Source organism: Pseudomonas sp. BW16M2 (genome assembly GCF_014268865.1).
Lineage (GTDB): Bacteria > Pseudomonadota > Gammaproteobacteria > Pseudomonadales > Pseudomonadaceae > Aquipseudomonas > Aquipseudomonas peradeniyensis.
The window spans coordinates 129,014-142,680 of record NZ_JABWRI010000001.1 but is presented as its reverse complement, the minus strand read 5'-3'; the positions used below and the strand labels follow the sequence as shown (position 1 = coordinate 142,680).

14 protein-coding genes are annotated in these 13,667 nt (G+C 65.8%); 2 read left to right on the top strand and 12 right to left on the bottom strand.

The genetic code is table 11. The annotated features are described in order from the left end of the window. Window positions 1–9: 9 nt before the first annotated feature. From hemW to HU735_RS00530, 8 genes are all read right to left on the bottom strand, one after another. A complete protein-coding gene (gene hemW, locus HU735_RS00565) occupies window positions 10–1,188 on the bottom strand; it encodes a radical SAM family heme chaperone HemW (protein WP_186712021.1) in 1,179 nt (392 codons plus the stop codon). Then, window positions 1,185–1,781 carry an RdgB/HAM1 family non-canonical purine NTP pyrophosphatase gene (gene rdgB / locus HU735_RS00560; protein WP_186712020.1) on the bottom strand — a complete coding sequence of 199 codons (597 nt, stop codon included), beginning with the start codon at window positions 1,779–1,781 and terminating at the stop codon, window positions 1,185–1,187. Before rdgB ends, hemW begins: the two co-directional genes overlap by 4 nt. Beyond that, window positions 1,778–2,212 (bottom strand): DUF4426 domain-containing protein, encoded by a 435-nt coding sequence (locus HU735_RS00555; protein ID WP_186712019.1) that lies wholly within the window; start codon window positions 2,210–2,212, stop codon window positions 1,778–1,780. The genes rdgB and HU735_RS00555 overlap by 4 nt, the downstream gene beginning before the upstream one ends. Window positions 2,213–2,237: 25 nt before the next feature. Beyond that, window positions 2,238–2,858, bottom strand: a complete 621-nt coding sequence (gene metW, locus HU735_RS00550) for a methionine biosynthesis protein MetW (protein WP_011531735.1) — start codon at window positions 2,856–2,858, stop codon at window positions 2,238–2,240. 7 nt (window positions 2,859–2,865) lie between these two features. Further along, the gene (locus HU735_RS00545; RefSeq protein ID WP_186712018.1) at window positions 2,866–4,005 is read right to left on the bottom strand and encodes a homoserine O-acetyltransferase; all 1,140 of its coding nucleotides are present in this window, start codon (window positions 4,003–4,005) and stop codon (window positions 2,866–2,868) included. Window positions 4,006–4,093: 88 nt separating this feature from the next. Then, window positions 4,094–4,684, bottom strand: a complete 591-nt coding sequence (locus HU735_RS00540; RefSeq protein ID WP_050707358.1) for a YggT family protein — start codon at window positions 4,682–4,684, stop codon at window positions 4,094–4,096. Window positions 4,685–4,694: 10 nt separating this feature from the next. Continuing rightward, window positions 4,695–5,513 (bottom strand): pyrroline-5-carboxylate reductase, encoded by an 819-nt coding sequence (proC, locus tag HU735_RS00535; protein WP_238349726.1) that lies wholly within the window; start codon window positions 5,511–5,513, stop codon window positions 4,695–4,697. 38 nt (window positions 5,514–5,551) lie between these two features. Continuing rightward, window positions 5,552–6,238, bottom strand: coding sequence for a YggS family pyridoxal phosphate-dependent enzyme (locus tag HU735_RS00530; RefSeq protein ID WP_186712017.1), 687 nt, complete (start codon window positions 6,236–6,238; stop codon window positions 5,552–5,554). Window positions 6,239–6,303: 65 nt separating this feature from the next. Between HU735_RS00530 and HU735_RS00525 the strand changes: the two genes are divergently transcribed. Further along, window positions 6,304–7,299: a PilT/PilU family type 4a pilus ATPase gene (locus HU735_RS00525; RefSeq protein WP_186712016.1), complete on the top strand. Its 996-nt coding sequence runs from the start codon at window positions 6,304–6,306 to the stop codon at window positions 7,297–7,299. Window positions 7,300–7,482: 183 nt separating this feature from the next. Here HU735_RS00525 and HU735_RS00520 read toward each other — a convergent pair whose 3' ends face one another. Beyond that, complete coding sequence (locus tag HU735_RS00520) at window positions 7,483–8,133, bottom strand: NlpC/P60 family protein (protein ID WP_186712015.1); 651 nt, start codon at window positions 8,131–8,133, stop codon at window positions 7,483–7,485. A 158-nt stretch (window positions 8,134–8,291) separates the two neighbouring features. Between HU735_RS00520 and HU735_RS00515 the strand changes: the two genes are divergently transcribed. Next, a complete protein-coding gene (locus HU735_RS00515; RefSeq protein ID WP_023630210.1) occupies window positions 8,292–8,717 on the top strand; it encodes a TM2 domain-containing protein in 426 nt (141 codons plus the stop codon). 39 nt (window positions 8,718–8,756) lie between these two features. On the opposite strand, the gene HU735_RS00510 is transcribed toward HU735_RS00515, so the two are convergent. The 3 genes from HU735_RS00510 to HU735_RS00500 form a co-directional block, all read right to left on the bottom strand. Then, complete coding sequence (locus tag HU735_RS00510; RefSeq protein WP_186712014.1) at window positions 8,757–9,455, bottom strand: SPOR domain-containing protein; 699 nt, start codon at window positions 9,453–9,455, stop codon at window positions 8,757–8,759. A 1-nt stretch (window position 9,456) separates the two neighbouring features. After that, window positions 9,457–11,193, bottom strand: a complete 1,737-nt coding sequence (gene argS / locus HU735_RS00505) for an arginine--tRNA ligase (RefSeq protein ID WP_186712013.1) — start codon at window positions 11,191–11,193, stop codon at window positions 9,457–9,459. Between the two features lie 140 nt (window positions 11,194–11,333). Further along, window positions 11,334–13,553: a primosomal protein N' gene (locus HU735_RS00500; protein WP_186712012.1), complete on the bottom strand. Its 2,220-nt coding sequence runs from the start codon at window positions 13,551–13,553 to the stop codon at window positions 11,334–11,336. Between the last annotated feature and the right edge of the window lie 114 nt (window positions 13,554–13,667).

The following is a 13,667-nucleotide window of genomic DNA, read 5'->3' as shown; positions in this document are numbered from 1 at the left end:
GGGTCATCCTTAATTCAAGAAGTACTGCAGCAGGTCGTTGAGGAACAGCTGGCCACGCGGAGTGGCTGCCAGCCGATCCGGTTCGACCCGCAAAAGGCCTTTTTGTTCGGCTTCACGGCGGGCTTCGGCCAGTTGCGCCAGGGGCAGACCGGTGCGCAGGCTGAACAGTTCGGCTTCCACCCCGTCGGTGAGGCGCAGGGCGTTCATCAGGAACTCGAAGGGTAGCTCATCGGCCGGCAGCAGCTTCTCGCCCGCCTTGAACGGCTTGGCCGGGTTCAGGTAGTCCTTGGGCAGGCGGGTCTTCCAGGTGCGCAGGATGCGTCCGTCGGGGAACGACAGCTTGCCATGGGCACCGGCACCGATGCCGATGAAGTCGCCGAAGCGCCAGTAGTTCAGGTTGTGCCGCGCGGCACGACCGGCCTGGGCGTAGGCCGAGACTTCGTACTGGCGGTAACCGTGCTCGGCCATCAACGCCTGGCCGGCTTCCTGGATATCCCAAAGGATATCGTCCTCGGGCAGCTCGGGCGGCTGGTTCCAGAACACCGTGTTCGGCTCTACCGTCAGCTGGTACCAGGACAGGTGCGTCGGCGCCAGTTCGATGGCCTGGCGCAGGTCGCCCAGGGCGTCGCCGAGCGACTGGTCCGGCAAGCCGTGCATCAGGTCCATGTTGAAGTTGTCGAAGCCTGCCGCACGGGCCATGTCTGCGGCGCGCACCGCTTCGGCACCATTGTGGATGCGCCCGAGCTTCTCGAGCTTGGCTGGCTGGAAACTCTGCACGCCGATGGACAGGCGGTTGATGCCGGTCTGCCGGTAGGCCTTGAACTTCTCCTGCTCGAAGGTGCCTGGGTTGGCCTCGAGGGTGATCTCGATGTCCGGGGCGAACGGGATGCGTTGCTCGACTCCGCGCAGCAGACGACCCAGCGCATCAGCGCTGAACAGGCTGGGGGTGCCGCCTCCGAAGAAGATCGTGCTGATCGAGCGGCCCTGGACGGCAGGCAGCTCCTGGTCGAGATCGGCCAGCAGGGCGTCGATGTATTCGGCTTCCGGCAGCGCCGGACCGGCCTGGTGCGAGTTGAAGTCGCAGTACGGGCACTTGCGCACGCACCAGGGAATATGGATGTACAGCGACAGCGGCGGGAGTTCGGGAAGGATCAGGCCCGCCGGTTGCACGAACAGCTTTTCGGTCATGCCAGGCCCAGACGTTGACGCAGCAGGGCCATGGCGCGGGCGCGGTGGCTGAGCTGGTTCTTGTCGACCGGGGCGAGGTCGGCGCTGGAGCAGTTGCGCTCCGGGACCCAGAACAGCGGGTCGTAGCCGAAGCCGTGCTCACCGCTGGCCTCGAACAGGATGCTGCCGTGCCACAGGCCTTCGCAGAGGATCGGCAGCGGATCGTCGGCATGCCGCACCAGGGCCAGGACGCAGACGAACTGCGCGCCGCGCTGGTCTGCAGGCACGTCCTTGAGCGCTTCGAGCAGCTTGGCGTTGTTCGCCGTGTCGCCCTTGCCGTCGGCGTAGCGCGCCGAGTAGATGCCCGGCGCGCCGCCGAGGAAGTCCACCGCCAGGCCTGAGTCGTCGGCCAGGGCCGGCAGGCCGGAGATGCGTGCGGCGTTGCGCGCCTTGAGGATGGCGTTCTCGACGAACGACAGGCCGGTCTCTTCCGGCTCCACCTGGCTGAATTCGCCGATCGAACGCAGGTGCACGGACTCGCCGAGCATGGCCTGCAGTTCCTTGAGCTTGCCGGCGTTGTGGCTGGCCAATACGAGTTGCGTAAGATTCATCATTCGCCTGGGAACACTTCCTGGTTGAAGCTGAGTTTATGGCTGACGCCACCGGTTTCGACGTTGATATCGAAGGTGACGGTCTCGGCCTGGTCGATCTTGAACTGGGCGATGTAGTAGACCGCGCCCTGATCGGTGATCTGCTTGAACGACAGCGGGTTGCTGCGCCCGGTCAGGTCCTTCACCGTGCCGCTGACCACCGCCGTTGCAGGCTTCTCGGCCTTGAGCACGGCGATGTTGAGCACGCCCTGGTTCTTGCTGCGGGTCAGGCCCGTGGCGGCGGCGATATCCGGTTGCAGCATGCTCGAGGTGAAGGCGCTGTAGTGGACCGTCACATCGCCGAACACTTCCTTGCGCTCCGGCTTGGCGGCATCGGCAGCCAGTACCGGCAAGGCCAGGCACAGGCTGATCAGAAACAGTGCTAGTCGACGCATGATCCCATTCCTCCGTTCGCGAGGGTCAGACCGCGAGCTGATGCTCCTGCAGGCCCGGGCTGCTGACCCGATAGATACCGATCTCACCTAGAAGATTAGGCCATAGCCGCCCGCCCAACCCGTTACGGTGCAGACGGTCGACGGCCAGGCGGTCGAGGACCTTGGCGTGGCGCTCATGGCACAGGTTCTCGAAGTCCTCGAAGGTGCAGAAGTGGATGTTCGGCGTGTTGTACCAGGTATACGGCATGAAGTCCGAAACCGGCATGCGACCCTTGGTCGCCAGGTACCAGCGGCAGCGCCAGTGGCCGAAGTTGGGGAAGGTGATGATGCACTGGCGACCCACCCGCAGCATCTCGTCGAGGATCCGGTCGGGATATTCCACGGCCTGCAGGGCCTGGGTCATGACCACCACGTCGAAACTGTTGCTGGCGAAGTTGCCCAGGCCCTTGTCCAGGTCCTGCTCGATGACGTTGACGCCCTTGGCCACGCAGGCGGCGATGTTGTCGGCGTCGATCTCCAGGCCATAGCCGGTGACATTCTTGCGCTCGCGCAAGGAGGCCAGCAGTTCGCCGTTGCCGCAGCCCAGGTCGAGGACCCGGCTGCCGGCGGGGATCCAGTCTTGGATGATTTCCAGGTCGGCTCTCATGCGGTCCTCAGAGGGCGATGCGGTTCATGTAGTTCGCGAAGCCCTGCATGTAGCGGGGCGTCGGGATGAGGAAGGCGTCGTGGCCATAGGGCGAGTCGATGTCCAGGTAGCAGACGTTCTTGCGCGCGGCCATCAGGGCGTCGACGATCTCCCGCGAGCGGGCCGGCGAGAAGCGCCAGTCGGTGGTGAACGACATGATGCAGTAGTCCGCCGAGACATGGGCCAGGGTTGCCGCCAGGTCGCCGCCATGGGCCGCGGCCGGGTCGAAGTAGTCCAGCGCCTTGGTCATCAGCAGGTAGGTGTTGGCGTCGAAGCGGCCGGAGAACTCCTCGCCCTGGTAGCGCAGGTAGCTCTCGACCTGGAACTCGACGCTGTGGAAGTCGTAGTTGAGCTTGTCGCTCTTGAGCTCGCGGCCGAATTTCTCGCCCATCGAGTCGTCGGACAGGTAGGTGATGTGGCCGACCATGCGCGCCAGCATCAGGCCGCGCTTGGGGATCACGCCCTGGTCCTGGAACGAGCCGCCGTGGAACTCGGGGTCGGTGAGGATGGCCTGGCGCGCCACTTCGTTGAAGGCGATGTTCTGCGCCGACAGCCTGGGCGCCGAGGCGATATCCACGCAGTGGCGCACACGGTCCGGGTAGGTGATGGTCCACTGCAGGGCCTGCATGCCGCCGAGGCTGCCACCGACGATGGCGGCCCAGGTCTGTACACCTAAGCGGTCGGCCAGGCGCGCCTGGCTGTGCACCCAGTCCTCCACGGTCAGCACCGGGAAGTCGGCGCCGTAGGGCTTGCCGGTGGCCGGGTTGAGGCTGCTGGGGCCGGTGCTGCCATTGCAGCCGCCGAGGTTGTTCAGGCTGACCACGAAGAAGCGGTTGGTGTCGATCGGCTTGCCGGGGCCGATGCAGCTGTCCCACCAGCCCGGCTTGCGGTCGGTGGCGGCATGGTAGCCGGCGGCATGGTGATGGCCGGACAACGCATGGCAGATCAGCACGGCATTGCTGGCGGCGGCGTTGAGGGTGCCATAGGTTTCGTAGATGAGCTCGTACGAGGCCAGGGAGCGGCCACAAGCCAGGGCCAGCGGTTCATCGAACCGGGCAATCTGCGGTGTTACCAGACCGACGGAATCTTCGGGAAGGACAGTGGACATCGACCCTGCTCACGCTTGACGGAGGCGTAAGTCTAAAGAGCGCTACCCCCAGCGGCAAGCAAAGGCTTGCCGCTGGATGCAGTGCGGGTCAGATCATCCGCCACAGCTCTTGCGGCATACCGGCGTAGGCCGCCAGCTGGGGCATCAGGAACGACTGGATCACCTGGATGGCGATGAAGGCGAAGATCGGCGAAATGTCCATGCCGCCGAGGTTCGGCACCAGGCGGCGGAACGGCGCCAGCACCGGCTCGCTGATCTGGTAGGCCAGCTCGGCGGCCGGGTTGTGGCTGTTCGGCGCGACCCACGAGACGATGACCATGACGATCATCGCCACCCAGAAGATCTTCAGGAACAGCGAGGTGATGCCCAGGATCGACCACATCAGCAGGTGCAGGATGTCGCCGAAGGTACCGTAGGTGACCATCAGCACGAAGGCCATCAGCAACGCCTGGATCAGGATCGACAGCAGCAGCGAGGAGGTATCCAGGCCGGCGATGCTGGGGACCACCCGGCGCAGCGGCTTGAGCAGCGGCTGGGTGGCGCGCACGGCGAACTGGCTCAGCGGGTTGTAGAAGTCGGCCTTGACCAGTTGCAGCACGAAGCGCAGCAGGACGATCACCAGGTACAGGCTGACCAGGGTTTGCACCACGAAGATCGCGGCGCCGGACAATGCATTCATCAATGGCTCCTTATTTGCCCAGTTGTTCGGCCAGTTCGGCGGAACGCTTCGCCGCGGCCTGAAGTGCCTGCTCGACGATCGCCTCGAAACCGCTGGCCTGGAACGACTTGATCGCCGCTTCCGTGGTGCCGGCCGGCGAGGTCACGCGGCGGCGCAGCTCGGCGGCGTCGACATCGTTGGCAACCGCCATGCGGGCGGCGCCCAGGGCGGTCTGCAAGGTGAGTTGCGAGGCGGTTTCACGCGGCAGGCCGAGTTTCTCGCCGGCGGCGGTCATGGCTTCGATCAGCAGGAAGAAATAGGCCGGGCCGCTGCCGGAGACGGCGGTGACGGCATCCAGCTGTTGTTCTTTGTCCAGCCACAAGGCGGTGCCGACGGCCGACAGCAGTTGTTCAGCCTGCTGGCGCTGCTCGGCGGACACTTCCCCGGTGGCGTACAGGCCGCTGACGCCCTGGCGCAGCAGCGCCGGGGTGTTGGGCATGCAGCGCACCACCGGGATCGCGCCCAGCCAGGTCTGCAGGCTGGCGCAGGTGATGCCGGCGGCGATGGACACCACCAGCTGGCCGGACTTCAGGTTCGGCTTCAGTGTTTCGCAGACCGCCTTCATGACCTGCGGTTTGATCGCCAGCACGATCACGTCCACGCCCTCGATGGCCTGGGCGTTGCTTTCGAAGGCTTCGATGCCGTGCTCGGCCTGGATCCGCGCGCGGGTCTCGGCACCCGGGTCGCTGGCGCGGATCTGCGCGGCGTCCAGGCCCTGGGCACGCAGGCCGCCGATCAGGCTGGCGGCCATGTTGCCGGCGCCGATAAAGGCAATACGAGTCTTGCTCATGTCAGGTCCTTGAAGGAAAGAGTGAGTTAAGCATGGATTCAGGGCTGTCCGTAGTCGCGGGCGCCGAACAGGGCGGTGCCGATGCGGACCCAGGTCGCACCTTGGGCGATGGCGGCTTCCAGGTCGTGGCTCATGCCCATCGACAGGGTGTCCAGGCCGAGGTTCAGCTGCGCCTGGAGCTGGCGCAGGATGGCAAAGGCGGCTTCCTGCTTGGCGCGGTCCTCGGTCGGCTCCGGAATCGCCATCAGTCCGCGCAGGCGCAGACCGGGCAGGGCGTTCACCGCCTGGGCCAGGGCCGGCAGCTCGGCGGGCGCGCAGCCGGACTTGCTGTCCTCGCCGCTGACGTTCACCTGCAGGCAGACGTTCAGCGGCGCCAGGCCGGCAGGGCGCTGCTCGGAGAGGCGTTGGGCGATCTTCAGGCGGTCCACGGAATGTACCCAGTCGAAATGCTCGGCGATGGCCTTGGTCTTGTTCGACTGGATGGGGCCGATGAAGTGCCAGATCAAGGGCAGGTCGGAAAGCGCCTGTTGTTTTGTCAGGGCTTCCTGAAGGTAGTTCTCGCCCACATCGCGCAGCCCGGCGGCGTAGGCCTCGCGAATCGCGCTGGCGGGCTTGGTCTTGCTCACTGCCAGCAGATGGATGCTGGCCGGGTCGCGTCCGGCGGCCCTGGCCGCGCTGTCGATGCGGGTGGCAATGGCGCCAATGTTGTCTGCTAGGGTGGACATGGTTCGTCGCCGAAGGCTTTGGGGTCTGCGGCATTCTACCTGCTTGATCGCCGTTGGGGAGTCTCATGGATGTGACCGACCTGTTGGGCCGGGCCCTGGCTGCCGGTGCCAGCGACCTGCACCTGGCCGCGGGCGAGCGGCCGCTGCTGCGCGTGGATGGGGTGTTGCAGCGCCTGGACCTCCCGCTGCTGACGGCAGGAGCGCTGGAAGATGGGATGGCTGTCTTGCTAGACGATGAGCAGCGGCGACAGTGGGCTGCCGGCGATGAGCTGGACCTGGCGGTGAGTCTGGGCGGGCTGGGACGCTTTCGGCTGAACCTGTTCCGCCAGCGCAATGGCCCGAGCGCCAGCGTGCGTTTGATCCCTGCAAGCGTGCCCTGTCTGGAGGCGCTTGAACTGACGGAAGTGTTTCAAATCATCTCCCGGTATCGGGATGGCCTGGTCCTGGTGGGTGGGGCCACCGGCAGCGGTAAGTCGAGTACCTTGGCGGCACTAATCGATGGGCTTAATCGCGAATACGCATTGCATATCGTCACGCTTGAAGAGCCGATCGAGTTCATCCATGCCAACCAGCGAAGCCTGGTCAGCCAGCGTGAGGTCGGCCTGCATAGCCGTGAATTTGCCCAGGCCCTGCGCAGTGCCCTGCGTCAGGACCCGGACGTGATCATGATCGGCGAGCTGCGCGACCTGCACAGCATTCGCCTGGCGTTGCGCGCCGCGGAGACCGGGCATCTGGTGCTGGCCACGGTGCATACGCGGTCGGCGGTGAGCAGCATCGACCGACTGGTAGAGGTGTTCGCGGCGGAGGAAAAACCGCTGGTGCGCAGCATGCTGGCCGACTCCCTGCGGTTGGTGGTTGCGCAGTTGCTGGTTCGGCGGTCAGGCGGCGGGCGTGTCGCGGCGCGGGAGGTGCTGGTGGCGACGCCTGCGGTGCGCAACCTGATACGCGAGGGGCGCCTGGCGCAGATTCATTCGCTGATGCAGGCCGGTGCGGCGGTGGGTATGTGCACGATGGAGGGGGCGCTGCGGGCGCTGGAGGCGCGGGGTTTGATAGTGGGTTAGGAACGTCCACAGAGACTGAAAGTGCACCGCAGTCCCTGTGGGAGCGGCTTTAGCCGAGAACACCGGCGAAGTCGGTGCCATCCACCGCGTCGCTTGCTTCGCGGCTAAAGCCGCTCCCACAGGGTGCGCGCTGGTCGCGCAATCATGGTTCCCTGCGATCTCCCGCAGGGACTGCTGGGCGTTTCAGCGTTTGGCCAGGCTCAGCGCCTGTTGCTGCTGCTTGGGCAGCACGCGCTTGGCCACCACGTAGTGCTTCTGCCAGTAAGGCTTCTCCAGGCTGTCGATGCTCACCCGCTTGCCGGTGCGCGGTGCGTGGATGAAGCGGTCGTTGCCCAGGTAGATGGCGACGTGGTTGACCCGACGGCTCTTGATGTTGAAGAAGATCAGGTCGCCTGGCTTGAGGTCGCCCTTGGCCACCTTGACGCCCTGGCCCTGGGCCATGGCGTTGGAAGTGCGCGGCAGGTCGACATCTGCCACATCGTTGAACGCATACTTGACCAGGCCGCTGCAGTCGAAGCCCTTCTTCGGGCTGCTGCCACCCCAGCGATAGGGCGTGCCGAGCACGTTCACCGCACGGCTGAGCACTTCGCTGCTCTGCTTCGGCGACATCGCCACCGCTTGCATGCCCACGGCGTGCTGCTTGGCGGCGTTGGCCGGGCGGGCGCGCAGGCTGGTCGTGTTGCGGTACTGGATCGGGGCGCGTTTCACCGTGGTATCGGCGTTGGTCGTGTAACCGGTGAATCCGCTCGGAAGACGTTGCTCACGGTTGGTGGCGTGGGCGGCCAGGGGCAATAAAAGGCAGAGGGTCAGCCATGTCTTGAAGAAAGGTGGCATAGATGAAGCTCTTTATAAGTGTTGGCGCGCAACTTTATAACAGCTTTTTGATCAAATTCTGATCCGTTGGTCGCTCAGCCACGTACCATATGTCGGGTCAAAACGAAAAAGTCACATTTTTCGTTAGAAAATTTTCGGCTATCCCACGAGGGCTTCGAATGAATGGTTATCAACAGGGTGCCCCTTCGCACGACACCCACAGCAAGGTCCTCGGCTATCTGCTGTGGATCTTCGGTTTCACCGGCTCGCACCGTTTCTACTACGGCAAGCCGATCACCGGGACCATCTGGTTCTTCACCCTCGGGCTGCTGGGTATCGGCTGGCTGATCGACCTGTTCCTGATCCCGTCGATGGACCGCGAGGCGGACATGCGCTTCGAATCGGGCGGGGTGGATTACAACCTGGCGTGGATCCTGCTGACCTTCCTGGGCATCTTCGGCGTGCACCGGCTGTACCAGGGCAAGTGGATCAGTGCCTTGATCTACCTGTTCACCGGCGGTCTGTTCCTGCTGGGCGTGCTGTATGACTTCTGGACGCTCAACAGCCAGATCTCCCAGGTCAACGCCGAGCGTCGCCGGGTATGAAAAAAGGCCTTGTCGCTGAGTGCGGCAAGGCCTTTTTCGTTACTGGCGCCGCTGTTGCAGCAGCAGGTTGCTGAAGCCTGCCCCGGCCAGTTGCTTCTGCGCCACGGTCAGCTGTTCACGGTTGCTGAACGGGCCGACCATCACACGGTACCAGGTCTCTTCCTTGACCGTGCCCGACTCCACCCTGACCGCCTGGCCGAGCAGGATGATCTGCGCGCGGACCTTGTCGGCGTCCGCCTGCTTGCGGAACGAGCCGGCCTGCAGGAAGAACTGGGTGGTGGCCGCCGGCTTGATCACCGGTGGCGCTGGTGGCGGCGTCTGCCCCAGCAGCGCGGCCTGGGCGCGGGCGGTGTCGATCTTCGCCGCTTCTGCCGGGGTGACCGGTGTGCTCGGCACGGGCGGCTGCGCCGGTACCGGCGGGGTCTTCTCCGGCACGGCCTCGGGCGGCACGATCACTTCCGACTCCGGCAGCAGGGTATAGAAGTCGTACTTCGGCTTCACCGGCTGCTGTGGTGTCGGCGTGGTGGTCTTGCTTGCCTCGGCAACTGGCTTCTGTTGCTCGGGCTTGGCGCGCTTGATGTCGTCGCCGCCCGGCTCGAGCTTCATCAGGAAGACGATGAAGGCGCCGACCGTCAGGCCGACCGCCAGCCACACCCAGCCCGGGATCGGCTGCTTGCTGGCAGGCGGCTGGGAGCGGCTGGCGCCGCGCTTGGGTGCGGGTTTCTTCTTTGCAGCCAACTTACATGCGCTCCAGGGTTTCCAGGCCGAGCAGTTCCAGGCCCTGCTTGAGGGTGCGGCCGGTCAGGGCAGCCAGGCGCAGGCGGCTCTGCTGCTGTTCGGCGGTTTCGGCGGAAAGGATCGGGCAGTTCTCGTAGAAGCTGGAGAACAGGCCGGCGAGGTCGTACAGGTAGCTGCACAGCACGTGCGGCGTGCCTTTTTCGGCGACGTTGTTGAGGATCTCGCCGAACTGCGCCAGGCGCGCGGCCAGGTCCTGCTCGTGCGCTGCCTGCAGGACGATGCTGCCGTCGACTTCGTCAAAGCCCTTGCCGAGCTTGCGGAACACGCCGGCCACGCGGGTGTAGGCGTACAGCAGGTACGGCGCGGTGTTGCCTTCGAAGTTGAGCATCAGCTCGAAGTTGAAGCTGTAGTCGCTGGTGCGGTGCTTGGACAGGTCGGCGTACTTGACCGCGCCGATGCCGACCACCTCACCGATGTGGCGCAGTTCGTCCTCGGCCAGCGACGGGTTCTTCTCCTTGACCAGCGCGTAGGCGCGGTCCTTGGCCTCGGTGAGCAGGTCGATCAGCTTGACGGTGCCGCCATCACGGGTCTTGAACGGGCGGCCATCGGCGCCGTTCATGGTGCCGAAGCCCATGTGTTCCATCTTCATCGGGTGGCCGACGAAACCGGCGCGGCGGGCCACTTCGAACACCTGGTTGAAGTGCAGGGCCTGGCGCTGGTCGACGAAGTACAGGGCGCGGTCGGCCTGCAGCGTGTTGCTGCGGTAGCGCACGGCGGCCAGGTCGGTGGTGGCGTACAGGTAGCCGCCGTCGGCCTTCTGCACGATCACCGGCAGCGGATCGCCCTCGGCGTTCTTGAACTCCTCGAGGAACACGCACTGGGCGCCCTGGTCCTCGACCAGCAGGCCCTTGCTCTTGAGGTCGGCGACCACGTTGGCCAGGTCGGCGTTGTAGGCGCTCTCGCCCATCACGTCGGCCATGGTCAGCTTGACGTTGAGCAGCTCGTAGGTCTTCTGGCAGTGCGACAGCGAGATGTCCTTGAAGCGCGTCCACAGGGCCATGCACTCAGGGTCGCCGGCCTGCAGCTTGACCACCAGGCCGCGGGCGCGGGTGGCGAACGCTTCGGACTCGTCGAAGCGCTTCTTGGCGGCGCGGTAGAAGTTTTCCAGGTCCGACAGCTCGTCGCTGGTGATCGGGTTTTCTTCCAGGTAGGCCAGCAGCATGCCGAACTGGGTGCCCCAGTCGCCCACGTGGTTCTGGCGGATGACGTCATCGCCGAGGAATTCCAGCACGCGCGCGACGCTGTCGCCGATGATGGTCGAGCGCAGGTGGCCGACGTGCATCTCCTTGGCCAGGTTCGGCGCCGACATGTCGATCACCACCTTCTCGGCCGGGCCGGCCTTGCACACGCCCAGGTGCTCATCGGCCAGGGCGGCGTCGAGGCGGTTGGCCAGGGCCTGGGTGTTCTGGAAGAAGTTCAGGAAGCCGGGGCCGGCGATCTCGACCTTGGTGATGTCGGGGCTGACCGGCAGGCTGGCGATGAGTTTTTCGGCCAGGTCGCGGGGCTTCATGCCGGCCGGCTTGGCCAGCATCATGGCGATGTTGCTGGCGAAGTCGCCGTGGGTCTTGTCCCGGGCGTTTTCCACCTGGATCGCCGGCGTCAGCCCTTCAGGCAGCACACCGTCGGCGACGAGTTGGGTGAGGGCTTGCTGGATCAGCTGGCGAATGGTGTCTTTCATGGGATTCTCTTTTCGACCGCAAGCGCGGTGAGCGCTTCGATGCGCAGGTGGAAAAACTGGGCATTATCCGTTGCCGGGGGCGGGTTGCCAACCTTTTGGGGCACAAGCCATTGTCCGCTCCCACGACAACCCTGAAACAGTCAGTAAAGGTCGACCGGATCGACATCCAGCGACCAGCGCACCTGCCGCCCCGATGGCATCTGCTCCAACACTAGCAACCAGGCACTGATCAGTCGATGCAACTGAGCCCGGGCATTGGCCTGGAGCAATAGTTGCGCGCGGAAGCGGCCCGCCCGTCGTTCCATGGGTGCCGGGACCGGCCCCAGCAGCTCGATGCCGTGCAGGCCCTGTTCGGCCATGACCCGCTCGGCGGCGGCGCAGGCTTCGTCGAGGAAACTCTCGGCCTGGCCCGGCTTGTGCGCATCCGCACGCAGCAGGGCCAGGTGGGCGAACGGCGGCAGGCCGGCGGCGCGACGTTCGCTCAGGGCTTGCTCGGCGAAGGCGAAGTAGCCCTGCTCGGTCAGTTGCACCAGCAGCGGATGGTCGGCCAGGTGGGTCTGCACGATGACCTTGCCCGGTTCCTCGGCGCGCCCGGCGCGACCGGCAACCTGGACGATCAGCTGGGCCATGCGCTCGCTGGCGCGAAAGTCGCCGGAGAACAGTCCGCCGTCGGCATCGAGAATCGCCACCAGGGTGACGCGGGGGAAGTGGTGCCCCTTGGCCAGCATCTGGGTGCCGACCAGGATGCTCGGCTGACCGCGCTGGATGGTGGCGAACAGGTTGTGCATGGCGTCCTTGCGCGAGGTGCTGTCGCGGTCCACGCGCAGGATCGGGTAATCGGGGAACAGCACCTTTAGCCGCTCTTCGGCACGCTCGGTGCCGGCCCCTACCGGACGCAGGTCGACGTGGGCGCACTGCGGGCACTGCAACGGCAGGCGTTCGTCGTAGCCGCAATGGTGGCAGCGCAGCACGGCGGAACGCTGGTGCACGGTCATGCGCGCATCGCAGCGCGGGCACTCGGAGAGCCAGCCGCAGTCGTGGCACAGCAGCGTCGGGGCGAAACCGCGGCGGTTGAGGAACACCAGCACCTGCTGGCCAGCCTCCAGGGTCTGGCGGATGGCCTGTTGCAGCGGGCCGCTGATGCCGCTGTCCAACGGCAGGCTGCGTACGTCCAGGCGCAGGAAACGCGGTGCCTTGGCGCCGCCGGCACGCTGGTTCATGCGCAGCAGGCCGTAGCGCCCGCTGTGGGCGTTGTGCAGGCTTTCCAGTGACGGCGTGGCCGAGCCCAGCAGGATCGGGATGTTCTCCTGGTGGGCGCGGACCACGGCCAGGTCGCGGGCATGGTAGCGCAGGCCTTCCTGCTGTTTATAGGAGCCGTCGTGCTCCTCGTCGATGATGATCAGGCCCGGGTTCTTCATTGGCGTGAACAGCGCCGAGCGGGTGCCGATGATGATGTCGGCGTCGCCATCGCGGGCCGCCAGCCAGGCATCCAGGCGCTCGCGGTCGCCCACCGCCGAGTGCAGCAGGGCGATGCGGGCGTTGAAGCGCTGCTCGAAGCGTTGCAGGGTCTGCGGGCCGAGGTTGATCTCGGGGATCAGGATCAGCGCCTGCTTGCCGGCCTCGAGGGTTTCGCGGATCAGCTGCAGGTACACCTCGGTCTTGCCGCTGCCGGTGACCCCGGCCAGCAGGTAGGCGTAAAAGGCGCCGAAGCCTGCGCGCACCGCCTCGAACGCCGCGCGTTGCTCCTCGTTGAGCGGCAGCTCCGGCTGGGCCAGCCAGTGTTCGTGGCGTGCGGTGGGCAGGTGACGGCGGACCTCGACGTTCACCAGCTCCTTGGCCAGCAGCAGGTCGAGGCTGTCCTTGTTCAGGCCGAGCTTGCTCAACAGGCTGTGGGCAACGCCGTGGGGGTGCTGCGACAGGGTCTTGAGGGCATCGCGCTGGCGCGGGGCGCGGGCGATGCGCGGGTCCTCCAGGCGTGCCCCGGGGGCGACGTGCCAGAAGCGCTCCTGACGCACCTCGGCCGGCTCGCCCTGGCGCAGCAGGGTCGGCAGTGCCCAGCTCAAGGTGTCGCCCAGGCTGTGCTGGTAGTACTGCGCCGTCCACAGGCACAGCTTGAACAAGGCGGGCGGCACGGGCGAAACCGGGTCGAGCAGGGCGCTGGCCGGCTTGAGCTTGTCGGCGGGGACTTCGCTGTGCGTGGCGACCTCCACCAGCACGCCGATCATCTCGCGGCGGCCGAACGGCACACGGATACGCATGCCGGGCGTCAGTGCCTGGCGCGCCATGCTCGCGGGCGCCCGGTAGTCGAACAGGCGACGCAGGGGCGAAGGCAGGGCAAGGCGCAGGATGACGTCGGACACGCGGAAGGTCTCTGGAGGGCGTTTCACAAATCAGGCGAGCCTAGCAGACGACGGTCGGTGCAAGCGACAACTTGCGCTGCGCCCGCGCTCTGGTATTATTCGCCGCCTAATTAC

Coding starts and splice junctions, on each gene's coding strand:
- argS (WP_186712013.1), bottom strand. CDS start 11,193: ATGAAAGACACCATTCGCCAGCTGATCCAGCAAGCCCTCACCCAACTC.
- metW (WP_011531735.1), bottom strand. CDS start 2,858: ATGAGAGCCGACCTGGAAATCATCCAAGACTGGATCCCCGCCGGCAGC.
- HU735_RS00525 (WP_186712016.1), top strand. CDS start 6,304: ATGGATGTGACCGACCTGTTGGGCCGGGCCCTGGCTGCCGGTGCCAGC.
- HU735_RS00555 (WP_186712019.1), bottom strand. CDS start 2,212: ATGCGTCGACTAGCACTGTTTCTGATCAGCCTGTGCCTGGCCTTGCCG.
- HU735_RS00545 (WP_186712018.1), bottom strand. CDS start 4,005: ATGTCCACTGTCCTTCCCGAAGATTCCGTCGGTCTGGTAACACCGCAG.
- HU735_RS00530 (WP_186712017.1), bottom strand. CDS start 6,238: ATGTCCACCCTAGCAGACAACATTGGCGCCATTGCCACCCGCATCGAC.
- proC (WP_238349726.1), bottom strand. CDS start 5,513: ATGAGCAAGACTCGTATTGCCTTTATCGGCGCCGGCAACATGGCCGCC.
- HU735_RS00515 (WP_023630210.1), top strand. CDS start 8,292: ATGAATGGTTATCAACAGGGTGCCCCTTCGCACGACACCCACAGCAAG.
- HU735_RS00520 (WP_186712015.1), bottom strand. CDS start 8,133: ATGCCACCTTTCTTCAAGACATGGCTGACCCTCTGCCTTTTATTGCCC.
- HU735_RS00540 (WP_050707358.1), bottom strand. CDS start 4,684: ATGAATGCATTGTCCGGCGCCGCGATCTTCGTGGTGCAAACCCTGGTC.
- rdgB (WP_186712020.1), bottom strand. CDS start 1,781: ATGATGAATCTTACGCAACTCGTATTGGCCAGCCACAACGCCGGCAAG.
- hemW (WP_186712021.1), bottom strand. CDS start 1,188: ATGACCGAAAAGCTGTTCGTGCAACCGGCGGGCCTGATCCTTCCCGAA.